The organism is Actinoallomurus liliacearum, from assembly GCF_039542035.1.
In the GTDB taxonomy this organism is placed as follows: domain Bacteria; phylum Actinomycetota; class Actinomycetes; order Streptosporangiales; family Streptosporangiaceae; genus Actinoallomurus; species Actinoallomurus liliacearum.
Map to the genome: position 1 here is coordinate 832585 of NZ_BAABHJ010000005.1, position 26021 is coordinate 858605.

General features: G+C 71.3%; 22 protein-coding genes. 13 read left to right on the forward strand and 9 right to left on the reverse strand.

Features of this window, described 5'->3' with window-relative positions:
• The first annotated feature begins 118 nt into the window (after positions 1-118).
• From guaB to ABD978_RS11880, 4 genes are all read left to right on the forward strand, one after another.
• Positions 119-1615 carry an IMP dehydrogenase gene (guaB, locus tag ABD978_RS11865; RefSeq protein ID WP_345352986.1) on the forward strand — a complete coding sequence of 499 codons (1497 nt, stop codon included), beginning with the start codon at positions 119-121 and terminating at the stop codon, positions 1613-1615.
• A gap of 58 nt (positions 1616-1673) precedes the next feature.
• Complete coding sequence (locus ABD978_RS11870; protein ID WP_345352988.1) at positions 1674-2786, forward strand: GuaB3 family IMP dehydrogenase-related protein; 1113 nt, start codon at positions 1674-1676, stop codon at positions 2784-2786.
• Between the two features lie 129 nt (positions 2787-2915).
• Positions 2916-4661, forward strand: a complete 1746-nt coding sequence (gene glpD, locus ABD978_RS11875) for a glycerol-3-phosphate dehydrogenase (protein ID WP_345352990.1) — start codon at positions 2916-2918, stop codon at positions 4659-4661.
• A 156-nt stretch (positions 4662-4817) separates the two neighbouring features.
• Positions 4818-6113, forward strand: a complete 1296-nt coding sequence (locus ABD978_RS11880) for a phospholipase D-like domain-containing protein (RefSeq protein ID WP_345352992.1) — start codon at positions 4818-4820, stop codon at positions 6111-6113.
• A 57-nt stretch (positions 6114-6170) separates the two neighbouring features.
• On the opposite strand, the gene ABD978_RS11885 is transcribed toward ABD978_RS11880, so the two are convergent.
• Positions 6171-6803 carry a TetR family transcriptional regulator gene (locus ABD978_RS11885; protein WP_345352994.1) on the reverse strand — a complete coding sequence of 211 codons (633 nt, stop codon included), beginning with the start codon at positions 6801-6803 and terminating at the stop codon, positions 6171-6173.
• A 201-nt stretch (positions 6804-7004) separates the two neighbouring features.
• Between ABD978_RS11885 and ABD978_RS11890 the strand changes: the two genes are divergently transcribed.
• The 3 genes from ABD978_RS11890 to ABD978_RS11900 all read left to right on the forward strand — a co-directional run bounded on the left by ABD978_RS11890 (position 7005) and on the right by ABD978_RS11900 (position 10683).
• Positions 7005-8582 (forward strand): succinic semialdehyde dehydrogenase, encoded by a 1578-nt coding sequence (locus tag ABD978_RS11890; RefSeq protein WP_345352996.1) that lies wholly within the window; start codon positions 7005-7007, stop codon positions 8580-8582.
• Positions 8583-8592: 10 nt separating this feature from the next.
• Entirely contained in the window at positions 8593-10314 is a 1722-nt protein-coding gene (locus ABD978_RS11895; protein WP_345352998.1) for a GMC oxidoreductase, read from the forward strand.
• Between the two features lie 144 nt (positions 10315-10458).
• Positions 10459-10683, forward strand: coding sequence for a hypothetical protein (locus tag ABD978_RS11900; protein ID WP_345353000.1), 225 nt, complete (start codon positions 10459-10461; stop codon positions 10681-10683).
• A gap of 90 nt (positions 10684-10773) precedes the next feature.
• Here ABD978_RS11900 and ABD978_RS11905 read toward each other — a convergent pair whose 3' ends face one another.
• Positions 10774-11478, reverse strand: a complete 705-nt coding sequence (locus ABD978_RS11905) for a DNA alkylation repair protein (RefSeq protein WP_345353002.1) — start codon at positions 11476-11478, stop codon at positions 10774-10776.
• A 97-nt stretch (positions 11479-11575) separates the two neighbouring features.
• On the opposite strand from ABD978_RS11905, the gene guaA reads away from it, so the two are divergent.
• On the forward strand, positions 11576-13147 hold the full coding sequence (guaA, locus tag ABD978_RS11910; protein ID WP_345353003.1) for a glutamine-hydrolyzing GMP synthase: 1572 nt from the start codon (positions 11576-11578) through the stop codon (positions 13145-13147).
• A 57-nt stretch (positions 13148-13204) separates the two neighbouring features.
• Here guaA and ahpD read toward each other — a convergent pair whose 3' ends face one another.
• Both ahpD and ABD978_RS11920 read right to left on the reverse strand, forming a co-directional pair.
• Positions 13205-13744 carry an alkylhydroperoxidase, AhpD family gene (gene ahpD, locus ABD978_RS11915; protein ID WP_345353005.1) on the reverse strand — a complete coding sequence of 180 codons (540 nt, stop codon included), beginning with the start codon at positions 13742-13744 and terminating at the stop codon, positions 13205-13207.
• 93 nt (positions 13745-13837) lie between these two features.
• Positions 13838-14392, reverse strand: coding sequence for a peroxiredoxin (locus ABD978_RS11920; protein ID WP_345353007.1), 555 nt, complete (start codon positions 14390-14392; stop codon positions 13838-13840).
• A gap of 105 nt (positions 14393-14497) precedes the next feature.
• Here ABD978_RS11920 and ABD978_RS11925 point away from each other — a divergent pair, with 105 nt between their 5' ends.
• Complete coding sequence (locus ABD978_RS11925; protein WP_345353685.1) at positions 14498-15484, forward strand: hydrogen peroxide-inducible genes activator; 987 nt, start codon at positions 14498-14500, stop codon at positions 15482-15484.
• A 118-nt stretch (positions 15485-15602) separates the two neighbouring features.
• Entirely contained in the window at positions 15603-17324 is a 1722-nt protein-coding gene (locus tag ABD978_RS11930) for a serine/threonine-protein kinase (RefSeq protein WP_345353009.1), read from the forward strand.
• Between the two features lie 53 nt (positions 17325-17377).
• Here the strand turns inward: ABD978_RS11930 and ABD978_RS11935 are convergent, their stop codons facing one another.
• Positions 17378-18247 (reverse strand): cupin domain-containing protein, encoded by an 870-nt coding sequence (locus ABD978_RS11935; protein WP_345353011.1) that lies wholly within the window; start codon positions 18245-18247, stop codon positions 17378-17380.
• A 68-nt stretch (positions 18248-18315) separates the two neighbouring features.
• On the opposite strand from ABD978_RS11935, the gene ABD978_RS11940 reads away from it, so the two are divergent.
• Positions 18316-18882, forward strand: coding sequence for a TetR/AcrR family transcriptional regulator (locus tag ABD978_RS11940; RefSeq protein WP_345353013.1), 567 nt, complete (start codon positions 18316-18318; stop codon positions 18880-18882).
• 144 nt (positions 18883-19026) lie between these two features.
• Here ABD978_RS11940 and ABD978_RS11945 read toward each other — a convergent pair whose 3' ends face one another.
• From ABD978_RS11945 to ABD978_RS11960, 4 genes are all read right to left on the reverse strand, one after another.
• The gene (locus ABD978_RS11945) at positions 19027-19833 is read right to left on the reverse strand and encodes an SRPBCC family protein (RefSeq protein ID WP_345353015.1); all 807 of its coding nucleotides are present in this window, start codon (positions 19831-19833) and stop codon (positions 19027-19029) included.
• Between the two features lie 127 nt (positions 19834-19960).
• Positions 19961-20806 (reverse strand): FAD binding domain-containing protein, encoded by an 846-nt coding sequence (locus ABD978_RS11950; RefSeq protein ID WP_345353017.1) that lies wholly within the window; start codon positions 20804-20806, stop codon positions 19961-19963.
• Entirely contained in the window at positions 20803-23271 is a 2469-nt protein-coding gene (locus tag ABD978_RS11955; protein WP_345353019.1) for a xanthine dehydrogenase family protein molybdopterin-binding subunit, read from the reverse strand. Before ABD978_RS11955 ends, ABD978_RS11950 begins: the two co-directional genes overlap by 4 nt.
• The gene (locus tag ABD978_RS11960) at positions 23268-23771 is read right to left on the reverse strand and encodes a (2Fe-2S)-binding protein (protein WP_345353021.1); all 504 of its coding nucleotides are present in this window, start codon (positions 23769-23771) and stop codon (positions 23268-23270) included. The genes ABD978_RS11955 and ABD978_RS11960 overlap by 4 nt, the downstream gene beginning before the upstream one ends.
• Positions 23772-24202: 431 nt before the next feature.
• On the opposite strand from ABD978_RS11960, the gene ABD978_RS11965 reads away from it, so the two are divergent.
• The gene (locus ABD978_RS11965) at positions 24203-24496 is read left to right on the forward strand and encodes a hypothetical protein (RefSeq protein ID WP_345353023.1); all 294 of its coding nucleotides are present in this window, start codon (positions 24203-24205) and stop codon (positions 24494-24496) included.
• A gap of 11 nt (positions 24497-24507) precedes the next feature.
• Positions 24508-25965: a hypothetical protein gene (locus tag ABD978_RS11970; RefSeq protein WP_345353025.1), complete on the forward strand. Its 1458-nt coding sequence runs from the start codon at positions 24508-24510 to the stop codon at positions 25963-25965.
• Positions 25966-26021: the final 56 nt, after the last annotated feature.

Genomic DNA, 26021 nt, shown 5'->3' on the forward strand with positions numbered 1-26021 from the left:
CGGCCGCCGATTCGTGCCTTGTCGCCGCGCTTGGCCGGTCGTTCGACGCGGACGACTAGGATGGGAGGAACGCTTCGCTGATCAGGCCCGACACCGCGACCCCTTCCGGATGATGCCCATGACTTTCGCGCCCGAGCCCGCCAAGTTCGCCCCGCAGGGGCTCACCTACGATGACGTGCTGCTCGTGCCCGCGTACTCCGATCTCGGACCGGGCGACGCCGACACGACGAGCCGCCTGTCGCGATCGATCACGCTGCGCATCCCGCTCGTGTCCGCCGCGATGGACACCGTCACCGAGGCGCGGATGGCCGTCGCCATGGCCCGCCAGGGCGGGCTCGGCGTGCTGCACCGCAACCTGCCGATCGACGAGCAGGCCCAGCAGGTCGATCTCGTCAAGCGCTCCGAGGCCGGCATGGTGAACAACCCGGTGACCTGCTCGCCGGACGACACCCTCGCCGACGTCGAGGCGCTGTGCGCCCACTACCGGATCTCCGGTGTTCCGGTGACCGACGCCGACGGCGTGCTCGTCGGCATCGTGACCAACCGCGACATGCGGTTCGAGACCAACGCCGCGCGCCCGGTGCGCGAGGTGATGACCCGGATGCCGCTGGTGACGGCCCCGGTCGGGGTCTCCCGTGACGAGGCGTTCGCGCTGCTGCGCGCCAACAAGGTGGAGAAGCTTCCGCTCGTCGACGGCGCCGGCCGGCTGCGCGGCCTGATCACGGTGAAGGACTTCACCAAGAGCGAGCAGTACCCCCTCGCCACCAAGGACTCCGCCGGCCGCCTCGTGGTCGGCGCGGGCGTCGGTGTCGGCGAGGAGGCCGAGCTGCGCGCGAAGGCGCTGGTCGAGGCCGGTGTCGACGTCCTGGTCGTGGACACCGCGCACGGTCACTCCCGCGGCATGCTCGACATGGTCGCCAAGCTCAAGGCCAACAGCGGCGCCGACGTCATCGCGGGCAACATCGCGACGCGGGCCGGGGCGCAGGCGCTCGTCGACGCCGGTGCGGACGCCGTCAAGGTCGGGGTCGGCCCCGGCTCGATCTGCACGACCCGGGTGGTCGCCGGTGTCGGGGCGCCGCAGGTCACCGCGATCTACGAGGCGGCGCTGGCGTGCCGGCCCGCGGGCGTACCGGTGATCGGCGACGGCGGCCTGCAGTACTCCGGCGACATCGCGAAGGCGATCGCCGCGGGCGCCGACACGGTGATGCTCGGGTCGCTGCTCGCGGGCTGTGAGGAGAGCCCCGGCGAGCTGATCTTCATCAACGGCAAGCAGTACAAGACGTATCGGGGCATGGGCTCGCTCGGCGCGATGAAGAACCGCGAGCGCGGCGGCTCGTTCAGCAAGGACCGGTACTCCCAGGAGGGCGTGTCCGGCGAGGACAAGCTGATCCCCGAGGGCATCGAGGGCCAGGTGCCCTACCGCGGGCCGATCGCCGCCGTTTCGCACCAGCTGATCGGTGGCCTGCGCCAGGCGATGTGGTACACCGGCTCGCGCACCATCGGCGACCTGCAGGAGAACGGCGTGCTGATGCCGATCACCGGGGCGGGACTGCGGGAGAGCCACCCGCACGACATCCAGATGACCGTCGAAGCGCCCAACTACCAGGTTCGCTGAGAGTTTCTTCCGGCCGTGGCCCGCTGCGGTCACGGCCGGCGCATGGGAGAGGACGTACATGGCTGAGGTCGAGATCGGGCGGGGCAAGAGCGGCCGTCGGGCGTACGCGCTCGACGAGATCGGCATCGTCCCGTCGCGGCGCACCCGGGATCCGGAGGAGGTCAGCGTCGCCTGGCAGATCGACGCGTACCGCTTCGAGATGCCGCTGGTCGTCGCCCCGATGGACAGCGTGGTCAGCCCGGCGACGGCGATCGCCATCGGGCGCCTCGGCGGCCTGGGCGTGCTCGACCTCGAGGGGCTGTGGACCCGGTACGAGAACCCCGACTCCCTGCTGGCCGAGATCGCCTCGCTGGACGACGCCACCGCGACGCGGCGGCTGCAGGAGCTGTACGCCGAGCCGATCAAGGAGGAGCTGATCGGGCGGCGCATCGAGGAGATCCGGGACGCGGGCGTGACGGTCGCGGCGCGACTGTCGCCGCAGCGCACGGCGCAGTACCACAAGGCGGTCATCGACGCCGGGGTCGACCTGTTCGTGATCCGCGGCACGACGGTCAGCGCCGAGCACGTCTCCGGGCGGGCCGAGCCGCTGAACCTCAAGCAGTTCATCTACGACCTCGACGTCCCGGTGATCGTCGGTGGCTGCGCCACGTACACCGCGGCCCTGCACCTCATGCGCACCGGCGCGGCCGGCGTCCTCGTCGGGTTCGGCGGCGGTTCGGGCCACACGACCCGTACGGTCCTCGGCGTCGCGGTGCCGATGGCGACGGCCGTCTCCGACGTCGCGGCGGCCCGCCGCGACTACCTCGACGAGTCCGGCGGCCGGTACGTCCACGTCATCGCGGACGGCGGCATGCGCCAGTCCGGTGACATCGCCAAGGCCCTCGCGGTCGGCGCTGACGCGGTGATGGTCGGGTCGCCGTTCGCGCGGTCGACGGAGGCCCCCGGCCGGGGCTACCACTGGGGCAGCGAGGCGCACCACGAGGAGCTGCCGCGCGGCAAGCGCGTCGAACTCGGGTCGATCGGCACGCTGGAGCAGATCCTGTACGGCCCGTCGAACGTCGCCGACGGCTCGATGAACCTCATCGGCGCGCTCCGCCGGGCCATGGCCACCGCGGGCTACTCCGACCTCAAGGAGTTCCAGCGCGTCCAGGTCGTGGTGGCGCCGCACTGAGCCTTCCGCACGGAGCCGCGTGCCGAAGCTCACATCCGTCCCTTTGACCCAGTGCGTCGGCCGGTAAGTGTTTTGTGACGGCCGGGGTACCGACGTAGCGTGGTGACGCAGACGTCGAGGGAGTAGGGCATGGCGGTTGAGGACTCTGAGAACCAGGTGAACCGGTCGCGCCTCGGCCCGGCCGAGCGCGCGGCGGCGCTGGACCGGATCGGCGGCGGCGAGGAGTTCGACGTCGTCGTCGTCGGCGGCGGGATCGTCGGTGCCGGCGTGGCCCTGGACGCCGCGACCCGGGGCCTGAGCGTGGCGCTGGTGGAGGCCCGTGACTTCGCCGCCGGCACCTCCTCCCGGTCGTCCAAGCTGATCCACGGGGGCCTGCGCTACCTCGAGCAGCGCGACTTCGAGCTGGTCCGCGAGGCGCTGACCGAGCGCGGGCTGCTGCTCGGCCGGATCGCGCCGCACCTCGTACGTCCCGTGCCGTTCCTGTTCCCGATGACCCACCACGTGTGGGAGCGCGCCTACATCGGGGCGGGCGTGGCCCTGTACGACGCGCTGTCGCTCTCGATGGGGCAGGACCGTGGCGTGCCCCATCACCGGCACCTGACGCGTACCCAGGCGCTGCGCATCGCCCCGTCGCTGCGCCGGGACTCCTTCGTCGGCGCGATCCAGTACTGGGACGCCCAGGTGGACGACGCCCGTTACGTCATGATGGCGCTGCGCACGGCGGCGGCGTACGGCGCGCAGATCGCCTCCCGCACGCAGGCCGTGGGCTTTCTGCGCGAGGGCGAGCGGGTGACCGGCGTACGCGTGCGGGACCTGGAGTCGGACCGGCAGCTCGAGGTGCGCGCCAAGCAGGTCGTCAACGCGACCGGGGTGTGGACCGACGACATCCAGGAGCTCGTCGGCGGGCGCGGTCAGATCCACGTTCGCGCGTCCAAGGGCGTGCACCTGGTGGTGCCCCGGGACCGCATCCACTCCTCCAGCGGGGTGATCCTGCGCACGGAGAAGTCGGTGCTGTTCGTCATCCCGTGGGGCCGGCATTGGATCATCGGCACGACCGACACGGCCTGGGACCTGAACAAGGACCACCCGGCCGCGTCCAGGGCCGACATCGACTACGTCCTCGAGCACGTCAACGCCGTGCTGAACACGCCCCTCACCCATGACGACGTCGAAGGGGTGTACGCCGGGCTGCGCCCGCTGCTGTCGGGCGAGTCGGAGGAGACCTCGAAGCTGTCCCGCGAGCACGTGGTCGCACACCCGGTGCCGGGCCTGGTCGTGATCGCCGGCGGCAAGTACACCACCTACCGGGTGATGGCCAAGGACGCCGTGGACGCGGTCGCGCACGGGCTGGACGGCAAGGTCCCGGAGTCCTGCACGGACCAGATCGCCCTGGTCGGCGGCAACGGCTTCCAGGCGGCGTGGAACGCCCGTCACCGCCTGGCGGAGTCTTCGGGGGTGCACGTGGCGCGCGTCGAGCATCTGCTGCGGCGCTACGGCACGCTGACGGAGGACCTGCTCGCGCTGATCGAGGAGCGCCCGGACCTCGGCAGGCCGCTCGAGGGCGCCGACGACTACCTGCGCGCCGAGGTCGTGTACGCCGCGACCCACGAGGGCGCCCGGCACCTCAACGACGTGCTGACCCGGCGGACGCGGATCGCGATCGAGACGTGGGACCGGGGAATCGGCGCGGCGCGCGAGGCCGCCGAACTGCTCGCGCCCGAGCTGGGCTGGTCGACGGAGCAGACCGAGCGGGAGATCGAGTACTACCACAAGCGCGTCGAGGCGGAGCGCGACTCCCAGGCGCAGGTGGACGACCAGGACGCCGACGCGACCCGTCGCGGGGCACCGGACATCGTCCCGATCGCCACTCCCTGAGGTTTACCTCAACGCCTGACATTTCGGCGGCCGGTTCCGGCCGCCCAATCCTCGCTGAATATCGGCATATGTCGGCTTTTGACAGCAGTGACTCCTGTAGGGTTTCCGGGCTAATGGTGCTAATGCCCGAAAAATCCGGCTTGGACAGGAGTCCGCGTGGCAAGGTCGCTGACGCGCACGGTGGCAGTACTGACGACCGGCCTGCTGGTCGCCGGAATCGCGGCGGAGGGTGACGCCGCCCCTTCCACGCACGGGCGCGCGGCCGCCGCCGTACGGGCGGTCGGGTCCGGCATCGACGCGCAGGCGCTCAGTGAGACCGAACTGCTCGGCGCCCAGGCCAAGAAGAAGAAGGTGAGCGTACGGACCGGTCCGGTCTTCAACTCCCCGACGGGCAGCAAGACCAAGCAGCACGCGATCGCGACCCAGGTCGCCCAGCTCATCGCCGGCGCGCCCAAGGGCGCGGTCATCTACGTCGCGATGTACCACTTCTCCACGCAGGACCTGGCCACGCAGCTCGTCAAGGCGAAGAAGCGAAAGGTCAACGTACGGGTGGTCCTGGACAATGAGTCCGCGGGCTACAAGGCGTACAAGACGCTGAAGAAGGCGCTGGGCACGAACCGGAAGAAGTCCTCCTGGGTCACCCTGTGCGCGAAGGGGCGGGGCTGCATCGGGCCGCAGTTCAACCACAACAAGTTCTTCCTCTTCTCCACCACGCGTAAGTCGAAGAAGGTCGTGGTCCAGACCTCGGCGAACGCCACGTACAACGCGCGGGACCTGCAGTACAACGACGCGCTGACGCTGAAGAGCGCGAGCGTGTACGCGGCCTACCGGCGCTACTTCTACGACCTCGCGAAGCAGCACCACACCGGCAATTACCACCGGACCGTCCGCGCCGGAAAGTACCGGATGGACTTCTTCCCCTGGTCGACGGGCGACCCGGTCAGCCAGGCGCTGGACAAGGTGTCATGCACCGGCGGCACCCGCCTCCGGATCGTCATGGGCCACTTCACCTGGCGGCCGATCGCGCAGCGCCTCTGGAAGCTGGACGACGCCGGGTGCCGGGTCCAGGTCGTGTTCGGGCACGTGGGCCAGTCGGCCCTGCGGGACCTGACGAAGAAGGGCGGCCGCCACGGCGGTCCCGAGGTGCGGTACCTGCCGGAGAACGGCCACGCGTACGAGCACTCTAAGTACCTGCTGCTCGACGGCCGCTACCAGGGCAAGACGCAGAAGGTCGTGTTCACCGGCAGCAGCAACTACACCGACCCCGGCTTCCACGCCCACGACGAGGCGATGATCACCATCGCCGACGCCGCCCTGGAGAAGAGCTACGTCGCGAACTTCGGCACGGTCTTCGGGCGCGGCAAGGCCATCACGTCCGCCGACGCCGGGATGAAGGCGTCCGGCGTCGTGGAGCCGGACTACGCCGACGACACCGCCGAGAGCGACAACTGACGCCGGGCCCCGGGCCGTCGCGGGTGGCCACACCCGACGTACGGCCCGGGGCGTGCGTCACTCCAGGGACGAGCCCAGGAGGAGGCCGACGCCGGGGCCGTACAGCTCGGCCGGCACCCGGTCGGGGTCGAGCAGGTGCTGCAGCGCCAGCCCGAACTCGATCGCCATGGCGAGCGAGGCCCGGTCCTCGGGGGATATCTCCGACGAGCCGGTGGACAGGCCGGCGGCGATCTCCTCGCGGCGGGCGTGGTACCAGTCGGCGATCCGCCAGCCCGCCGAGAAGTCGCGCATCCCGAACAGCCACAGCTCGACCAGCAGGAGCGCCCGCATCCGGGTCTCCTCGTCCGACATCCGCTCCACGTAGTGCCGTCCGATGTCGGCGGACCGCTCGTCCGGCGAGCGCTCTGAGTCGCGCAGGGCGGGGCAGGTGCCGAGGCCGGGCTCGGCCTGGGTGTAGCGCTCCAGCAGGGCGAGGACCAGGTCCGACTTGCCGGCGAAGTTGGAGTAGACCGCGCCCTTCGTGAGCCCGGCCTGGCCGGCGATCTCGTCGAGCGAGGCTCCGCGGATCCCCCGCTCCGCCCACAACCGCTCCGCCGCGTCCAGGAGAGCGGCCCGGGTCTGGGCCCGCCGTTCCTGCCGGGGTGTGCGGACCTCTTCATTGCCGGCGGACCGGTCCGGGCCGGAGATCATTCTGCCCCCTCGTCTCGACGGTTCCTCACGTCACTCTCCGGAATACACCGTGTACCGCAATCCGAGCCAGCAAATGCAGAACAAGGTGACTCCGGAACGCACGGAAATGGCATTGAGGACAGGAGATGTGGTGCTGACCACGCAGGCGAATCATTACTGGGTAGTAGCCATGAGGAGGACTCGCGTCTTAGAGTTCCGTGCATGAACGCACCCGCAGCGGCGTCCATCGACGCGCGCGTCACCGTTCCCGACCTGCCCGCGGAGGTGGTCGAGCGGCTCACCTCCCGCGTCGCCTCCAGTGGCGCGACGGTCCGGATCGCCGCGCCGTTCACCGGAGAGCCGGTCGCCACGCTGCCCGTCTCGACCGGTGCGGACGTCACCGCCGCGTACGAGCGCGCCCGCGTCGCCCAGGAGTCGTGGGCGCGGCTGTCCCCGGCCCGGCGCGCCGAGCCGTTCCTGCGGTTCCACGACGCGATCCTCGACCGCCGCGCGGACATCCTCGACCTCGTCCAGCTCGAGACCGGCAAGGCCCGCCGGCACGCCTTCGAGGAGGTCCTCGACGCCGCGGGCAGCACGCTCTACCACGCGCGCCGGGCGCCGGGCCTGCTGCGGCCGCGCCGCCGCCAGGGCATCATGCCCGCCGCCACCCGCGTCATCGAGCTGCGTCATCCCAAGGGCGTCGTCGGGGTCATCTCGCCGTGGAACTACCCCCTCGCCCTCGGCCTGACCGACGCCGTACCCGCCCTGCTCGCCGGCAACGCGGTCGTCCACAAGCCGGACACCCAGACCGCGCTGTCCACCCTGTGGGCGCTCGACCTGCTCATCGAGTGCGGACTGCCCGAAGAGCTGTGGCAGGTGGTGATCGGCGAGCCCGAGCGGATCGGCGACCCGCTGATCGAGGGCGCCGACTACGTCGCCTTCACCGGCTCGACCCGCGGCGGCCGGGTCATCGCGGACAAGGCCGCGAACCGGCTGATCGGCTACTCGCTCGAACTCGGCGGTAAGAACCCCATGCTGGTGCTCGACGACGCCGACGTCGACCGGGCCGCGCAGGGCGCCCTGCGCGCCTGCTTCACCAACGCCGGCCAGCTGTGCATCTCGATCGAACGCCTCTACGTCGACGAGAAGATCTACGACCGGTTCGCCGAGCGCTTCGTGCATCGGGTCAAGAACATGCGGCTGGGCGCCGGATTCGACGCGGACATGGGCTCGCTCACCTCCCAGCGCCAGCTCGACACCGTCACCCGGCACGTGGAGGACGCCGTGGCGAAGGGCGCGCGGATCCTCGCCGGCGGCCGGCCGCGCCCCGGCGTCGGGCCGTACTTCTTCGAACCGACCGTCCTGGAGAACGTCTCGCCGGAGATGGAGCTGTGCGCGGGCGAGACGTTCGGCCCGGTCGTCGCGCTGTACCCGTTCTCCTCCGACGATGAGGCGGTGCGCCTGGCGAACGGCACGCCGTACGGGCTCAACGCCAGTGTGTGGACCCGCGACGTCGGGCGGGGCCGCCGGCTGGCCGCCCGGATCAAGGCCGGCACCGTGAACATCAACGAGGGGTACGCCGCCGCGTACGGCTCCTACGACGCGCCCATGGGCGGGATGAAGGAATCCGGGGTGGGCCGCCGGCACGGCGCCGAGGGACTGCTCCGCTACACCGAGGCCCAGACGGTCGCCAGCCAGCACGGCTTCGGCTTCGAGCCGGTCCTCGGCATGTCGTACGAGACGTACGCCGCCCTGCTCGCGAACGGTCAGAAACTGCTGAAACGCCTTCGCCTCAGGTAGGAGCGCACGCATGGACTACGACGTCCTGGTCATCGGATCGGGCTTCGGCGGCAGCGTCACCGCCCTCCGCCTCACCGAGAAGGGGTACCGCGTCGGCGTGCTCGAGGCCGGGCGTCGCTTCGACGACCCCGACGGCCCGCCCGGCCGGCGCCACCAGGACCTGCCGAAGACGTCTTGGCGCACCCGCCGCTACCTCTGGGCGCCCGGCCTCGGGATGACCGGCATCCAGCGCATCCACCTGCTGCGCGGCGAGCGGGGCTCCCGCGTCCTCGTGCTCGCCGGGGCGGGGGTCGGCGGCGGCTCGCTCGTCTACGCGAACACGCTGTACGAGCCGCCGCAGCCGTTCTTCGACGACCCGCAGTGGCGGCACATCACCGACTGGAAGGCCGAGCTGCGGCCGTACTACGCGCAGGCCAAGCGGATGCTGGGCGTCCGTGTCAACCCGACCATGACCCCCGCCGACCGGGCGATCAAACGGGTCGCCGACCGCATGGGCCGCGGCGAGACGTTCCACCTCACCCCGGTGGGCGTCCTGTTCGGCGCGGAGCAGGGCGAGGCCGTCGACGACCCGTACTTCGGCGGTGCCGGACCGCGCCGCACGACCTGCACCGAGTGCGGCTCGTGCATGACCGGCTGCCGCGTCGGCGCCAAGAACATGCTCACCGAGAACTACCTCTACCTGGCCGAACACGCCGGCGCGAAGATCATCTCCATGGCGACCGTCACCGCCGTGCGGCCCCGCCCCGGCGGCGGGTACGACGTCGAGGTGACGCGGACCGGACGGCGCGGCGCGCGCTGGCGGCGCACGCTCACCGCCGAGCAGGTCGTCCTCTCCGCCGGCACGTACGGCACCCAGCGCCTGCTGCACCGGATGAAGAACTCCGGCACGCTGCCGCACCTGTCCGACCGCCTCGGCGTACGGACCCGGACCAACTCCGAGGCGATCCTCGGCATCGAACGGTTCCGGAGCAAGGGCGAGGACCACTCGCGCGGGCTGGCCATCACCTCGTCGTTCCACCCGGACGAGCACACCCACATCGAACCGACCCGGTACGGCCCCGGCTCGAACGCCATGGGCGGCCTCCGCTCCCTGCTCATCGACGGCGGCGGCCGCGTGCCCCGCTGGGTCAGGTTCCTCGGGCAGTTGGTCACGCACCCGTGGGACCTCGTCCGGCTGCCGAACCTGCGCAACTGGTCACGGCGCACGATCATCGCGCTGGTCATGCAGACCAACGACAACTCGATCACGGTCGAGCCGTCGCCGTCCGGCCGCGGCCTGCGGGCCCGCCGCGGTCACGGCGAGCCGAGTCCGACCTGGATCCCCCAGGCGCACCGCGCGGTCCGGATGCTCGCCGAGGAGATGGGCGGCTTCCCGGGCGGCACCTGGCTCGACCTGTTCAACATCCCGACCACCGCGCACTTCATCGGCGGCTGCACGATCGGGAACTCGCCGGAGGAGGGCGTCATCGACCCGTACCACCGCGTGTACGGCCACTCCGGCCTGCACGTCGTGGACGGGTCCACTGTCTCGGCCAACCTCGGCGTGAACCCCTCCCTCACCATCACCGCCCAGGCCGAGCGGGCCATGGCCCTCTGGCCCAACTGCGGCGAACCGGACCCCCGTCCGGACCTCTGCGCGGCGTACACGCGCATCACCCCCGTGGCCCCGAAGAACCCGGCCGTCCCCGCCGACGCCCCCGCCGCCCTCCACCTCCCCATCACCCCCGCCTGACCGACGCCTCTGTGCGGTTGTCGCGGGAGATGTCCAAGAAGGATCTTCTCGGGGTGGCGTGCCCGAATGGCGGCTCTGGGGAAGGTTGCGTACTGCGATGCGATACGCACGCTACGTAATCAGACTACGCGGAGGTGTTGGACGATGGCCATTTCGATGGACATGAACAAGGTGCTGGACCGGAACTACGAGGACATGGACATGAAGAAGCTGGTCGACGCCCCGGTGGAGGCTCTGGCCGGCGTCAGCGAGAGTGACGCGGAGATGCTGAAGAAGGCGTTCGGCATCAAGACGATCGGCGACATGGGCCGCAACAAGTACATGCAGGCCGCCTACGCGATCGTCCACATGGCGGAGGCATGTAAGTAGCGGCCGGACGTACCGCATCGCCGTCGCCATGGACTCCTGATCGCCCTGCTGTGCCCGTCGATGGCGACGGCGAAGACCTGCCGAACCACGTCAGGATCGGTAGGCGGTCAGGAGGGACTCGCGGTCCTCGGCCGGGAGGTGGCGGACGGCCTCGCGGAAGGTGACGCCGGAGATCCGGTCGGTACGCCCACGGACCCAGGAGGTCACCCAGCCGGGGTCCCGCTTGGACAGCTCGCGCAGGACCCAGCCCAGCGCCTTGCGGATGAAGAACTCCCGCTCCTCGATGAGCGCGTCCCCGTACTCCGACAGGCGGGTCAGGTCGGCCTCGCCGGTACGGATGCCCCGGATCAGGGCGAGCAGCGCGGTCCGCCGGATCCAGAGGTTGTCATCGCCCGACCACAGATCGAGCGTCATGGCCAGCCGCGGGTACCGCCAGATGAGGAGGCCGACGACCTTGATGGCGAGGACGTCGACGTACGCCCAGGTGTGCGACTCACGGATCATCTGCTCGATGATCGGCAGATCCCTCGCCTTCAGCAGCGCCCAGTTGCGGACCAGGACCTCGACGGCGGCCATCCGGGACTCGTGCACGGGCTCGTGCCAGAGGTCGCGGGCGAGGGCCAGGGTCTGTTCCCGGGATCTTCCGGCGGCGGCGCGGACGGCGACCTTGCGGATGGCGGGAACCGGGACACCGAGGTGCAGCAGGTCGCTCTTCAGATAGCGCTTCTCCTGCTCGGCGCGGGCGGGATTCCCGAGGGTGCGCAGCTCGGCGACGATGCCGTCGGAAGGGTTCACGCGGTCAGTATGGGGCGTTGGTCCGACGGTGGCGGCGTTCGCGCAGGCAGTAGGCCCCTAGACTGGGGACATCCCGAACTTCCGAAAGGCGTTCTCGGTGTCCGTCGAGTCAGTCGAGCAGTCCTTCGACACGGTCCTCGTTGTCGACTTCGGCGCGCAGTACGCGCAGCTCATCGCCCGTCGCGTGCGCGAGTGCCACGTGTTCAGCGAGATCGTGCCCTCGACCATGCCGGTCGAGGAGATGCTGGCCAAACGGCCAAAGGCGATCATCTTGTCCGGCGGTCCCGCGTCGGTGTACGAACCGGGCGCGCCGGCCGTGCCCACCGGCCTGTTCGACGCCGGAGTGCCCACCCTGGGCATCTGCTACGGCTTCCAGGCGATGGCCAAGGAGCTCGGCGGCACGGTCGCCAACTCCGACATCGCCGAGTACGGCGCGACGCCGCTCACGGTGCTCGACCAGGGCCGGCTCCTGGCGGGGCTGCCCACCGAGCAGTCGGTGTGGATGTCGCACCGCGTCACGTGCAGCGTCGCCCCGACCGGCTTCATCGTGACCGCCAGCACCGCGAGTGCCCCGGTCGCCGCCATGGAGGACGCCGCCCGCGGGCTCTACGGCGTGCAGTTCCACCCCGAGGTGATGCACACCGAGCACGGCCTGCAGGTGCTCAGGCAGTTCCTGGAGGCGGCGGGCTGCCGGCCGTCCTGGACGATGGTCAACATCGTCGAGGAGTCGATCGAGGCCGTACGCGCCCAGGTCGGCGACAAGCGGGCGATCTGCGGGCTGTCCGGGGGCGTCGACTCCGCCGTGGCCGCCGCCCTCGTGCAGCGGGCCATCGGCTCGCGGCTGACCTGCGTGTTCGTCGACCACGGGCTGCTGCGCAAGGGCGAGGCCGAGCAGGTCGAGAAGGACTTCGTCGCCGCGACCGGCGTCGACCTGAAGGTCGTCGACGCGGCCGACCGGTTCCTCGGCGCGCTGGAGGGCGTCACCGACCCGGAGACCAAGCGCAAGATCATTGGTCGGGAGTTCATCCGGGTCTTCGAGGAGGCCGCCCGCGAGGTCGTCGAGGAGCACGGCGAGGCCGTCGAGTTCCTCGTGCAGGGCACCCTCTACCCGGACGTCGTCGAGTCCGGCGGCGGCACCGGCGCGGCCAACATCAAGTCCCACCACAACGTCGGCGGGCTCCCCGAGGATCTTCAGTTCTCGCTGGTGGAGCCGCTGCGCACGCTGTTCAAGGACGAGGTGCGCCGGCTGGGCGAGGAGCTCGGCCTGCCGGCCGAGATCGTGTGGCGGCAGCCGTTCCCCGGCCCGGGTCTGGGCATCCGGATCATCGGCGCCGTGACCCGCGACCGCCTCGAGGTGCTCCGTGAGGCCGACGCGATCGCCCGCGAGGAGCTCACGCGCGCCGGCCTCGACCGCGACATCTGGCAGTTCCCGGTCGTGCTGCTCGCCGACGTCCGCTCGGTGGGGGTGCAGGGCGACGGCCGCACGTACGGCCACCCCGTCGTGCTGCGCCCGGTGACCAGCGAGGACGCCATGACGGCCGACTGGGCGCGGCTGCCGTACGACGTGCTGCAGCGCATGTCCACGCGGATCACCAACGAGGTGGCCGAGGTCAACCGCGTGGTCGTCGACATCACCAGCAAGCCGCCGGGCACCATCGAGTGGGAGTGACTCCCAGGCCGTGTCCCCGGCCCGGCGCGGCGCTCGCCGACCGGGCTGGGGCGCGGGTCACGCCGGGGTGAGCACGCCCTCGGCGTCGAGGGTGGCGGCGACCCCGTTCACGACGGCGGCGATACGCAGGCCCTCCTGCACGAGCTCCCGCGACAGGCCCTGCTCGCGCAGCGTCTTCTCGTGGGAGTCCAGGCACCGGCCGCAGCCGTTGATCGCCGACACGACGAGGCACCACAGCTCGAAGTCGGCCTTCTCGACGCCCGGGTTGCCGATCACGCTCATCCGCAGCTTCGCCGGCAGCGTCGAGTAGGTCTCGTCCTCGAGCAGGTGCGTCGCGCGGTAGTAGACGTTGTTCATCGCCATGATGGCCGCGGCGGCCTTGGCCGCCTGGAACGCCTCCGCGGACAGGTGGTCGGCGGCGTCCTCCGACAGCGCCGTGATGACCTGCGGGCTGCGGGTCGCCAGCGCGGCGGCCAGGACGGCGCCCCACAGCTGCTGCTCCGACAGCTGCGACGTGGACGTCACCGATCCGAGGTTCAGCTTGAGGTCCTTGGCGTACGCCGGCAGGGCGCTCTTCAGGGTGTCGACACCACTCATTGGTTACCTCCGAGGAGACCCCGCCTTCAGGCGGGGGATGAATCGGACCGGCCGGCCGCAGTACCAGCGGCCGGCCGGCGATGAGGCGGTCGATCAGGCGCCCGCCATCAGCTTCTTGGCGTCGAGCGTGGACTCGCCCTTGTTCCAGTTGCAGGGGCAGAGCTCGTCGGACTGCAGCGCGTCGAGGACCCGCAGGACCTCCTTGACGTTGCGGCCGACCGAGCCCGCGGTCACCATCGTGAACTGGATCTCGTTGTTCGGGTCGACGATGAAGGTCGCGCGCTGGGCCACGCCCTCGTCGGTGAGCACGCCGAGCTCCGCGGACAGCTCGCGCTTGACGTCCGACAGCATCGGGAACGGCAGCTCGCGCAGGTCCGGGTGGTCCTTGCGCCAGGCGTAGTGGACGAACTCCGAGTCGATGGAGACGCCGAGCACCTGCGCGTCCCGGTCAGCGAACTCCTCGTTCAGCCGGCCGAACTCCGCGATCTCCGTCGGACAGACGAAGGTGAAGTCCTTGGGCCAGAAGAACACGACGCGCCATTTGCCGTCGTAGGACTTGTGGTTGATCCGCTCGAACGCGTTGTCGGGGTCGAGCGAGACGCACGCCGTGAGGTCGTACTCCGGGAAGTGATCACCGACCGTGAGCACTCGTTGGCCTCCTTGCCAGACGGGTGTTGGATGTGTTCCAGGGTGCCTTAGGTATCGTTGATCTGCGAAATCGGCTCCCCCGAAGGATTTCGATAGGAGATTACTATCAGTCGCCCGACCGTCGCCCAGCTTCGCGCGTTTCTCGCCCTGGCGGAGCACCTGCACTTCCGGGAGGCCGCGGCGGCGCTCCGGTTGAGCCAGCCCGCGCTGTCCGGCGCGGTGGCGGCTCTGGAGGAGACGCTGAACGCCCGCCTGGTGGAGCGCACCACGCGGCGGGTGCTGCTCACCCCCGAGGGCGAGCGCGTCGCGCGCCGCGCCCAGCGGGTGCTGGCCGAGCTCGACGGCCTGGTCGAGGAGGTGTCCACGCCGCGCCGCCCGTTGAACGGCCCGTTGCAGGTCGGCGTCATCCCGACCGTCGCGCCCTACCTGCTGCCGGCCGTGCTGCCCGACCTGGTTCGCGGGTACCCCGACCTGCGGCTCGCCATCCGCGAGCAGCGGACCGCCGCCCTGGTGGAGGACCTGCGCGGCGGCCGCCTCGAGGTCGCGATCCTGGCCCTGCCGGCCGATGAGGGGCTCGCCGAGATCCCGCTGTACGAGGAGGACTTCGTCCTGCTCGCGCCGGAGTCGTACGGGCTGGGTCCCGGGCCGGTCGGCCGCGACGTGGTCCGCGACCTGGACGTACTGCTGCTGAACGAGGGGCACTGCCTGCGGGACCAGGCCCTGGAGATCTGCCGGGAGGCCGGCGCCAGGCCCGGCGACGCCACGTACGCGACGAGCCTGGCGACGCTCGTCCAACTGGTGTCCGGCGGTCTCGGCGTGACGCTGGTGCCCGAGTCGGCGCTGCCGGTCGAGACGCGCCGTGACGAGCGCCTCACCGTGACCCGGTTCGAAGATCCCGCGCCGTATCGCCGGATAGGGATCGCCTATCGGCCGACGAGCCCGCGCGCCGACGACTTCGCGCTCCTCGCCGAGACGGTCCGGGCGGCCGTACGCGCCCGCCGCTGGCGGGTCCGGCTACAGGACGTCACCGGCCCGGAGGACGCCGGCCCGGAGGACGCCGGCCGCGCCGCCGCCCCGGCCGGCACCGGCTGAGGCGCGGACGACTCCCCAGAGTCCGGAACGATGGCTGATTGTCCGAATCCGCACTCTCCGGCGCGATCCGTTGTTGAATGATCTCCGATCGTGATCATCGCCGTACGGGGAGGCGACCATGCAGGAGGACGCGGGGCTTCATAGGGGGCTGGTGCTCGCCGGTCGTTACCGGTTGGAGGACCCTCTCGGCCGGGGCGCGATGGGAGAGGTATGGCGCGGCGTCGACCTGCGCCTGCGCCGTCCGGTCGCCGTCAAGTTCCTTCCGGCGCACCTGCTGTCCGACCAGCACGCGGTCGCGCGGTTCCGCCGCGAGGCCGAGATCGCGGCCGGACTCCAGCATCCGGGCATCACCGTGATGTTCGACATCGAGCGGCACGATCATCTGCTGTTCCTCGTCATGGAGCTGCTGCAGGGCAGCGACCTGAGCAGTGTGCTCGCCGGTCACACCGGCGGCCTCCCCGTCGATCAGGTGATCGCGCTGGGGGTCCAGATCGCCGACGCGCTCGCCGCGGCGCACGCGCGCGGCGTCGTCCATCGCGACATCAAGCCGGCCAACCTGTTCCTGCAGAACGACGGCCGGGTCAAGATCTGTGACTTCGGGATCGCCCGGCTGGCCGACGCCACGACGGTCACCGGGACGGGCGTCTCGATCGGAACACCCCGCTACATGGCGCCGGAGCAGTTCGAGGGCCGCCAGGTCGACCACCGAACCGACCTGTACTCCTTCGGCTGTGTCCTGTACGAACTGCTCACCGGCGGTCCCGTCTTCGCCGACACCGCGGGTGTCGCGTCCGCGATGTACCAGCATGTCAGCCGGTCGCCGGTGCCGCCGCGCTCGATTCGCCCGGAGATTCCGGACCACCTCGACGGGCTGGTGCGCGCCCTGCTGGCCAAGGATCCCGCGCACCGGCCCGCGAACGCCACCGCGGTCGCGGAACTGCTGCGCCGGCCGGCGGGCGGTGCCGGGGAGGCGGGCGGCCAGAGCTCCGACATCGGATTCGCGCCGACCCTGTCTCCCCCGGCCGCGCCGTCCGGCGCCGGACCCGCCGGAGCCGCGACCGCTACACAGGTCGACGCCCCCCGCTCCCGGAAGCGCAGGACCGGGCCGGTCGTGGCGGTGGGGATCGTCGTGGCCGCACTCGTGGCCGGCGGCGCCTTCTTCCTCGTCAAAGGCTCCGGGTCCCGACAGCATCCCGCCCACGCGCAGGGACGGACGGGCACGACCCGCGCGCCCGCTCCGGTCACCGGTCCCGTCGTTCCCGGCTGGCGGCTCGTACGGTCGCCGGAGCACGGTGTGGCTTACGACGTGCCACCGGGCTGGCACGTCCAGCTGTCCAGCACGACCCTGGGGTACGCGGACGCGAGCGGCAACACCTCTCAGGTGATGAACGGCACGGCCGAGCTGCCCCATCCCGGGTGCACCGGCGCCGATCTGAACTACCACGCCCAGACAGGGCTGACCGGCGGCAAGGGCGTCGCCGCGGTCTCCGCCCTGTCGGCCGCCCAGAGCTACCAGCTGACGGGGATCGCGGGGAGGACCGCGAACCAGTGGGCGAACGGCGAGTACACCACCGCCGCGGGCCGGGTACCGTCCGTCGTCGAGGGAAACGACCGGACGGCGACCCTGCGCGGGTCTCAGGCCATCGAGTCCACGGCCACCGCGACGACGAAGGGCGCCCGCAAGCGGTGTGAGCCGCCGGGCGGCGTCGTCCACGCCGTCGCGATGCCGGCGGCGCAGGGCGCTCCGATCGTCTTCATCGCGATCGCGGACCAGGGCGCCGGGCAAGTGGCCGACGCCGAGCTACAGAAGATCATCGGCAGCGTCCGCCCGCTCGGCTGACCGCCCCGCCGCGCGCCGAGCGGGCACCCGGGCCCTGGCGGAGAGCCACTCCGTCAGGACGGCTCTTCGTAGGTGATGTCGTACTTGGCGGCGATGGGGTTGAGCTTGCGCGCGTCGAACCTTCCGCCGGTGGTGATGCGCGATCTGGCCTCGATGAGGTCCTCGACGAAGCACTCCCAGCCGCCGGGGGAGGAGATCTGTAGCACGCGCGGAGGCGGCGTCGAACCCGGGCGCAGGGCGTGCCGGACGCCGTGCGGCAGCAGCACGAACTGCCCGGGCGTGACCGGGTGGACCCGGTCGGCGAACTCGACGAGGAGCTCGCCGTCGAGCACGTAGATGCTCTCGTCGGCCTTGTGATGGACGTGGCGCGGGATCTCCTGGGCGACGACCATCTCCAGCAGCGACAACCGATCCTCGGTGTCGGTCGAGCGGACCTTGGAGGAGAAGGCCGGCGGCACCCGTAGCCGACCGGGCCTCGCCTCGCCCTTCGCCAGGACGTAGAAGCGGCTCTTGTCGCCGTTCTCCGTGATCTCCCCATCGACGCCGTAGCGCGTGCCGTACGGGGCGACGTCCTCGTGGTGGCCGTCCCAGCCGCCCGGCGTGCACAGCTGCAGCGCGTGCGTGGGCGCGTCGGACAGGCGCCGTACGGCGTGGGTGACGCCACGGGGCAGGAAGGCGCACATGCCCTCGGTGAGCCGGTGGGTCGCGCCGTCGAACTCGACGCCCAGCTCGCCGTCGAGCACGTAGACGATCTCATCGAAGGTGTGGACGTGCGGCAGGGCGTCGCCGTCGTGGTTCTCGACGAGGGTGAAGCGCCCGTCGGTGTCGGCGGCGCCCGCCTTGGCGGTCGTCCCCGGTGGCAAGGGGATGCTGGTGGGGCGTGACGCGCCGGCGTCGAGCAGGATGAAGCGGTCTTCGGACATGATTTATCCTTCCGGAAGCGGATTCGGAATCCGCTTCCGTATCGAGTCTAGAGTGAGGAACGTCCCGAATGCCAGAGAACGCGGCTCGCAGGTCTCGCGCCGACGCCGAACGCAACCGCGGCCGGGTGCTCCAAGCGGCCGACGAACTGTTCGCCGAGCACGGTGACCAGGTGCAGATGGCGGACGTGGCCCGGGCGGCGGGCGTCGGCGTCGGCACCGTGTACCGGCACTTCCCGACGCGGCAGGCACTGGTCGAGGCGGTCGCCGAGGTGCGCTTCGCCGAGATCCTCCGGCACGCGCGTGAAGAGTGCCTGCCCCTGCCCGACACGCGCCAGGCCCTGGCGGGCTTCCTGGCGCGCATCGGCCGGGTGCACGAGGAGGGGCGCGGGGTGTCCAGTGCCATCGAGGCCGCCCTGGGCGACACCGAACCGCGCGGTCAGATCGGCGCCGACCTGCTGGCGGTCGGTGCGGAGTTGGTGGAGCGCGGCCGGTCCGACGGCACGCTGCGCCCCGATGCCAACGTCGCCGACCTCTACATGATCGCGGGAGCGGTCGCCGCCATCAGCCGGAACGCCGTGGGCGACTGGCGCCGCTTCATCGACATCGCCCTCGACGGCCTCGGCCCCCGGCCCTGAGCCCGCCGGCGGCGGGACGAACGCTCGGTGAACGCGGTGGCGAAGCGGGGCGAATGCCGCAGGGCGGTTCGCCTGCCGCGACCTTTACCGAGCTTTTTGCCCGGCCACGGCCGCAAGAGGGCGACCGATGGCAATCGGGCCGGATCAGCGGCGGCGCCGGATGAGACGCCAGAGGACCAGCAGCACCGCCACGGCGGCGGCGACCGGAGCGGCCCGCTTGATGACGGCCGGACCGGCGACCTCCAGCAGATCGATCGGCTCCGCCTCACGCCGGGCCGGTGTCGTGGCGGTCCGGGCCGCCGTCGTCGGCTTCGGGGCGCGCGCGGCCTCTTCCGCCGACTCCGCTGGGAACCCGGTACCGGTGCCGCTCTCCGCCGGAGTCCCGGTGGCAGCGGCGCTCTCCGCCGGGGCCCCGGCGGCGTCCTGGTCGGCGACCGCCTCTTCGGCCGTGGCCGCGCCGGCGGCCGCCTCCTCGACCCTGGCCTCGGCGGAGGCGCCGGTGTCCGTCTCGGCGGCCAGTTCGGTGGCGAGGTTGTCGGCGAACCGGCCGATCAGCTTGCCGCCGACCTCGGCGAGGATGCCCCGGCCGAACTGCGCGGGCCGGCCGGTGACGTTCAGTTTGGTGTGCACGGTGACGCGCGTCCGGCCGTCTTCCTCGTGCAGTTGCGCCTGGACCGTGGCGGAGGCGGTGCCCGGTCCCCGTGCCTCCTTGCCGGACGCCTCGATCACGACCGTGCGGGCCTCCTCGTCGCGCGAGGCGATGCGGGCCGTGCCCCGGTAGGTCACGGTCATCGCGCCGAGACGCACCTTCAGGCGGCCGGTGAACTCGTCGGTGTCGGCCGCGTCCAGCGTCGCCCCCGGCATGCAGGGCGCGATCCGCTCGACGTCGAGCAGCACCCGCCACGCCTGGTCCACCGGCACCGGAACGGTGAACTCGTGGTCGAGTTCCATGCGTGGCCTCCTTGCGATCGGCGGTCTGCGGGTGACGTTACAGGGCAAATGGTGCGGTGACCCGCGCCCCGCCCACCTCAGGCGCAATCCGGTGCGTACCCGAGGCGAGCGGGGCGACACCGGGGTGTCAGACGCCCGCGGCGGCCGCGAGGGCGCGGGCGGTCAGGACGCGGGCGAGGTGCCGCCGGTACTCCGCCGAGCCGTGCAGGTCGCTCGGCGGACTCGTGCCCTCGGGGGCGTCCTGCGCCGCGGCCTGGAACGCCTGGCGGGAGGCCGGCCCGTCGGCGACGGCCGTCTCGACGGCGTACGCGCGGACCGGCGTCGAGCCCATGTTCGTCAGGCCGACGCGCGCCTCGGCGATCTCGCCGTCCGTGCGCCGGACGAGGCACGCGACGCCGACGATCGCCCACGCCTGCGCCGTACGGTGGAACTTCTCGTAGTGGAATCCCCAGCCGGTGTACTCCTTGGGCAGGCGTACGCCCAGGAGGATCTCGTCCGGCTCCAGCGCCGACGTCAGGTAGTCGGCGAAGAAGTCGCGGGCGGGGATCTCCCGCGCCGACGTGACGAACACGGCGTCCATCGCCAGCGCCACGGCGGGCAGGTCACCGGCCGGATCGGCGTGCGCGAGGGAGCCGCCGATCGTGCCCCGGTGGCGGACCGCCGGGTCGGCGACGGTGGAGGTGGCCGCGGCGAGCAGCGGCGCGTGCGCCTGGATCAGCGGGTCGCGGATCACCTCGTAGTGCGTGGTCATCGCCCCGACGAGCACCGAGTCGCCGTCGTCGCGCACCCCGCGCAGCTCCGGCAGGCCGGAGACGTCGATGAGCACCTCGGGGTAGGCCAGCCGGAGCCGGAGCAGCGGCAGCAGGCTCTGCCCGCCGGCGATGACCTTGCCCTCCTCGTCCGCCTCGCGCAGGGCCGCGACCGCGTCGCTCAGCGACGACGGCCGTACGTAGTCGAAGGTCGCCGGGATCATGCCGCACCTCCCGCGGAACCAAGGCCGCCGCCCGCGCCGGGTTCGGGCGCGCCTTCGGGCGGGGCCGAACCCCGGCGCGCGCCGGTCAGCGCCCGCCAGACCCGTTCGGGCGTGCAGGGCATGGGCACGTCGTCGACCCCGTACGGGCGCAGCGCGTCGACGATCGCGTTCACGACCGCCGGGGTCGAGGCGATCGTGCCGGCCTCACCGACGCCCTTGACGCCCAGCGGGTTCGTGGTCGCCGGGGTCTCCGTACGGTCGGTGGTGAACGTCGGCAGGTCCGCCGCCGAGGGGATCAGGTAGTCGGCCATCGTGGTCGTCGTCAGGTTGCCGTCGGCGTCGTACACCGCCTCCTCGTACAGCGCCTGCGCGATGCCCTGCGCCAGGCCGCCGTGCACCTGACCCTCGACGATCAGCGGGTTGACGACCTTGCCGACGTCGTCGACGGCGACGTACGAGCGGATCTTCACGAACCCGGTCTCGGTGTCCACCTCGGTGGCGCACAGGTGCGTGCCGTGCGGGAAGGAGAAGTTCTCCGGGTCGTGGGTCGCCTCGGAGTCCAGCGACGGCTCGAACCCCTCGGGCAGGTCGTGCGCCGCGAACGCGGCGAGGGCCACCTCCTGGAGCGTACGGGCCTGGCCCGGGACGCCCTTCACCGCGAACGACCCGGCGGAGAACTCGATGTCCCGCTCGTCGGCCTCCAGCAGGTGCGCGGCCATCCGGCGCGCCTTGTCGATCACCTTGTCGCAGGCGTTGAACAGCGCGACACCGCCGACGGCGAGGGAACGCGAGCCGTACGTGTCCATGCCCTTCGGCGAGACGCTGGTGTCGCCGTGCAGCACCCGGACGTCCTCGAACGGCACGCCGAGCCGGTCGGCGGCGATCTGCGCCCACGCGGTCTCGTGCCCCTGCCCGTGCGCGGACGACCCGGTGACGACCTCGACCTTGCCGGACGGCAGCACCCGTACGGACGCGTGCTCCCAGCCGCCCGCGCCGTACGACAGCGAGCCCAGGACCCGGGACGGCGCCAGCCCGCACATCTCGGTGAAGGTGGACACGCCGAGGCCCAGTTGCACGGGGTCGCCCCGGTCCCGCCGGTCGGCCTGTTCCGCGCGCAGCTTGTCGTACTCGAACAGCCGTAGGGCCTTCTCGGTGGCGGCCTCGTAGTTGCCGGAGTCGTACGTCAGCCCGGAGATCGTGTCGTACGGGAACTCCTCGTGCCGGATCCAGTTGCGCCGGCGTACTTCGAGCGGGTCCAGGCCCAGCTCGTTCGCGAGCTCGTCCATCAGCCGCTCGATGCCGAACGTCGCCTCCGGCCGGCCCGCGCCCCGGTACGCGTCGGTGGGCGTCTTGTTCGTGAACACGCCGGTGCAGGTGAAGGAGTACGCGTCCATCTTGTAGATGCCGTTGAACATGAACGCGCCGAGCAGCGGGACACCGGGCGTGACCAGCATGAGGTAGGCGCCCATGTCGGCGAGCAGGTCGACCTTCAGCCCGCGGATCCGGCCGTCGCGGTCGGCGGCGAGCGCCAGCCGCTGGATCTGGTCCCGGCCGTGGTGGACGGCCATGTTCCCCTCACTGCGCGACTCGGTCCACTTGACCGGGCGGCCGAGCCGCCGGGCCAGCAGCAGGCAGACGACCTCCTCGCCGTACACCTGCAGCTTCGAGCCGAAGCCGCCGCCGACGTCGGGCGCGACGACCCGCAGCTTGTGCTCGGGGATACCGGTGACGGTCGCGAGCATCAGCCGCAGGATGTGCGGGATCTGCGTGGCCGACCACAGGGTGTACTCGTCGCCGACGGCCGAGCAGACGACGGCGCGGGGCTCCATCGCGGTCGGGATCAGCCGCTGCTGGACGTACCGGCGCTCGATCACCACGGGCGCGTCCCGGAAGGCCGTGTCGAGCTCACCCGCCTCGAAGACCCAGGTGTAGCTCTTGTTCGTGCCCTTGTCGGTGTGGACGAGGTCGGCGCCCTCCTCGATCGCGCGCTCCATGTCGACCACCGCGGGCAGTGGCTCGTAGTCGACGTCGACGGCCTCCAGCGCGTCCACGGCGGCGTACCGGTCCCGGGCCACGACGACCGCCACCGGCTCGCCGACGTACCGCACCTCGTCGACCGCGATCGGCGGGTGGTCGGGCAGGACCATGTCCTCGGTGACCGGCCACGCGCACGGCAGGCTGCCCTGCTCGTCGGCGAGGTCGGCGCCGGTGAAGACGGCGATCACACCGGGCCGGGCGCGGACGGCCTCGACGTCGATCCGGGTGATCCGGGCGTGACTGATCGGGCTGCGTAGGAACGCCACGTGCAGCAGGCCGGGCAGTTGGATGTTGTCGGTCCAGGTGGTGCGCCCGGTGATCAGCCGGGCGTCCTCCGTACGCCTGCGGGCGCGGCCGACCTCCGCCTTCGCGTCCGGCACGCTCGGGGTGACCTGCTCGGCCACCGCCTCAGGAGCTATCTCGCTCATGAGCGGGCCTCCTCGCGCTGCTCGGTCGACTCGGCCTGGCGCATGTCGTTGGCGGCGCGGCGGACGGCGCGGACGATGTTCTGGTAGCCGGTGCAGCGGCACAGGTTGCCCTCGAGCCCGTCGCGGATCTCCTCGTCGGACGGGTCGGCGTTCTCCCGGAGCAGGTCCAGTGCGGCCATGATCATGCCGGGGGTGCAGTAGCCGCACTGCAGGGCGTGCTCCTCGTGGAACGCGCGCTGCATCGGGTGCAGGTTCTGCCCGTCGCCGAGGCCCTCGACGGTCGTGATCTCGTGCCCGTCCGCCTGCACGGCCAGGACGGAACAGCTCTTGACGCTGAGGCCGTCCACCAGGACGGTGCAGGCGCCGCAGTTCGACGTGTCGCAGCCGATCGGGGTGCCTACCTTGCCCAGCCGGTCGCGAAGATAGTGGGCGAGCAGGAGACGTGGTTCGACGTCGTCGTCGTATCTCACGCCGTCGACCTCTACCGACACGCGCGGCATACGTCCCTCCAGGATGTGCGTTTTCCGATACGGGCAGGGCCGTGCCCGGAGGCCCTGCGGACGTGCCGGAACGACGCCCGATCGCGTACGCGAGGCGGGCCGGACCCGCCGGTCGCGTACGCGAGGCAGGCGGCGCTCACCGGCCGCGCGCCCGGCTCCCGGTGCACGGGTGGTGGTGCTCGGGCGTCAGTCGTGGTTGAACTGGTGGTGACTGTTCACCTTGTGACTGCGTCGGGCGCCTTCACGGTGCTTGCGACGGATCTTGGCGGCGGCTCGTCTGATGCGTTTCGCACGGCTTCGCGACATCGCTTGCTCCAGTGGCAGGAGGCGTGACGTGTTGTCAACGTAAGCCCGGAACGCCGGGAAAGGCCAGAGGGGGAACGAAACCTGACGGCGGGTTGACCCTGCCTCGGCCGTCCGGCGAACTCCCGGTGACACGCGTCACCGCGCCCCCGATGCGTGCGCCGTCCGGGGTGGGCTCCGCCCACACCGCGGACGCCGACCGATTGCGCCATTCGGCGGCTGACCTCACCGGCCGCTGTGATGTGGTTCTCTTTCCCCATGTCGGCCACGTGCCGGTCGAATGGGTCGTCGTCGACACGATGCGCACGAACGGCGTTCCGGCATCGCGTGAGGATCGTGAGGCGGCGGTGACGGGGCTTTCGTCGGAAGGTTTCCAGCGAATTGTCCGAAGCGGTGGCATTGTGTTGTCCCGTCGCGTTTGAACGGAGGGGCCGTGACGAGTGTCGAGGAGCGTGTCGCCGGTGATCCTGGCCGGGCGGTCGCGGACGGGGAGGCCTTCGGCCGCCTGGTCCGCACCCTGGCGCTCGCTCGCCGCCACCGCGTCTTCCTCCCGGTTCTCGCGTCGGCCGTCGTGCTCCGCCTGGTCGCGATGCTGGGTTTCCAGGGCGCCATGTGGTTCCCCGACTCCTATGACTACGTCAGCGGAGCCCTGAGCCTCACACCCAACCTGATCCGGCCGAGCGGCTACTCCCTGTTCCTCTGGCTGTTGTCCCCGTTCCACAGTTTCGCCCTCGTCGTGCTCGTCCAGCACGCGATGGGCGTCGCCGTGGGCGTGATGGTGTACGCGCTGCTGCGGCACCGGTTCGGGCTGCCCGGCTGGGCGGCGTCCGTCGCCGCGGTCCCCGCGCTGTTCGACGCCTTCGGCATGCAGCTCGAGCACCTGATCATGTCCGACACGCCGTTCACCTTTCTGCTCACGCTGGCGATGACCCTCGCGCTGTGGGAGAAGAAGCCGAGCGCCCGGCGGATGGCCCTCGTCTGCCTGCTCGTCGGCCTCGCGGCGGTCACCCGCTCGGTGGGCCTGCCGATCCTCGTCGTCACCCTCGCCTGGCTGGTCGTACGACGGGCCGGGCGCCGCGCCGTCGTCGCGGGACTCGTCGCCGGGCTGCTGCCCGTCGCGTTGTACGCGGGGTGGTTCTCCTCCCGCACGAACCGGTTCGGGCTGACGTACAGCACGGGGATCTTCCTCTACAGCAGGACCATGCCGTTCGCGGACTGCCGGAAGATCAAGCCGCCGGTCGGCGAGCTGCCGCTGTGCATCGACACGCCTCCCGCGAAGCGAGGCCGGTCGCAGTTCTACATCTGGGGCCGGGTCTCGCCGTTCCATCGGCTCGGCGCGCGCAAGTTCACCCCGGACATCGAGAACCGGGCCGGCGACTTCGCCCAGCGGGCCATCATCGCGCAGCCGGGCGACTACGCCGAGACCGTGACCTCCGACCTGCTGCGGACGTTCCGGTGGCACCATCCGCCGTTCCCGGACTCCGACACGTACGACTACTACCTCTTCCAGCCGCACCCGCCGCAGCCGCCGTCCACGGCGGTCGCGCGGATGCGACCGTACGACCCCGGACACGTGACGACGAAGGTCGTCCGGCCGTACGCCTCGGTCATGCGGGTCTACCAGCGTTACTTCTTCGTGCGCGGCACGGTGTTCGGCCTGATCCTGTTGCTGGGGCTCGGTGCCCTGGTGCGCCGGCGGTGGGACGCCCTGCTGCCCTGGACGATCGCGGTGGTGGCCATCGTCGTGCCGCCGACCACCGCGGAGTTCGACTACCGCTACGTGATCCCCGCGCTGCCCGCCGCCTGCCTCGCCGCCGCCCTCGCCTTCACCCGGCGAACCGGCGAGACGGATGACGTCACCGACCGGAGGGAACCGGTCCACGCGATCTGAGGTGCTACTGGCCTGAGTCACTTCGTGGCGCTACGTCACCTCCTCCACACAGTCCT

What these genes read in the sequence shown, in the direction of transcription:
- guaB (WP_345352986.1), top strand. Translation starts at nt 119, where the DNA reads ATGACTTTCGCGCCCGAGCCCGCCAAGTTCGCCCCGCAGGGGCTCACC.
- ABD978_RS11870 (WP_345352988.1), top strand. Translation starts at nt 1,674, where the DNA reads ATGGCTGAGGTCGAGATCGGGCGGGGCAAGAGCGGCCGTCGGGCGTAC.
- glpD (WP_345352990.1), top strand. Translation starts at nt 2,916, where the DNA reads ATGGCGGTTGAGGACTCTGAGAACCAGGTGAACCGGTCGCGCCTCGGC.
- ABD978_RS11885 (WP_345352994.1), bottom strand. Translation starts at nt 6,803, where the DNA reads ATGATCTCCGGCCCGGACCGGTCCGCCGGCAATGAAGAGGTCCGCACA.
- ABD978_RS11890 (WP_345352996.1), top strand. Translation starts at nt 7,005, where the DNA reads ATGAACGCACCCGCAGCGGCGTCCATCGACGCGCGCGTCACCGTTCCC.
- ABD978_RS11895 (WP_345352998.1), top strand. Translation starts at nt 8,593, where the DNA reads ATGGACTACGACGTCCTGGTCATCGGATCGGGCTTCGGCGGCAGCGTC.
- ABD978_RS11900 (WP_345353000.1), top strand. Translation starts at nt 10,459, where the DNA reads ATGGCCATTTCGATGGACATGAACAAGGTGCTGGACCGGAACTACGAG.
- ahpD (WP_345353005.1), bottom strand. Translation starts at nt 13,744, where the DNA reads ATGAGTGGTGTCGACACCCTGAAGAGCGCCCTGCCGGCGTACGCCAAG.
- ABD978_RS11930 (WP_345353009.1), top strand. Translation starts at nt 15,603, where the DNA reads ATGCAGGAGGACGCGGGGCTTCATAGGGGGCTGGTGCTCGCCGGTCGT.
- ABD978_RS11935 (WP_345353011.1), bottom strand. Translation starts at nt 18,247, where the DNA reads ATGTCCGAAGACCGCTTCATCCTGCTCGACGCCGGCGCGTCACGCCCC.
- ABD978_RS11940 (WP_345353013.1), top strand. Translation starts at nt 18,316, where the DNA reads ATGCCAGAGAACGCGGCTCGCAGGTCTCGCGCCGACGCCGAACGCAAC.
- ABD978_RS11945 (WP_345353015.1), bottom strand. Translation starts at nt 19,833, where the DNA reads ATGGAACTCGACCACGAGTTCACCGTTCCGGTGCCGGTGGACCAGGCG.
- ABD978_RS11950 (WP_345353017.1), bottom strand. Translation starts at nt 20,806, where the DNA reads ATGATCCCGGCGACCTTCGACTACGTACGGCCGTCGTCGCTGAGCGAC.
- ABD978_RS11955 (WP_345353019.1), bottom strand. Translation starts at nt 23,271, where the DNA reads ATGAGCGAGATAGCTCCTGAGGCGGTGGCCGAGCAGGTCACCCCGAGC.
- ABD978_RS11960 (WP_345353021.1), bottom strand. Translation starts at nt 23,771, where the DNA reads ATGCCGCGCGTGTCGGTAGAGGTCGACGGCGTGAGATACGACGACGAC.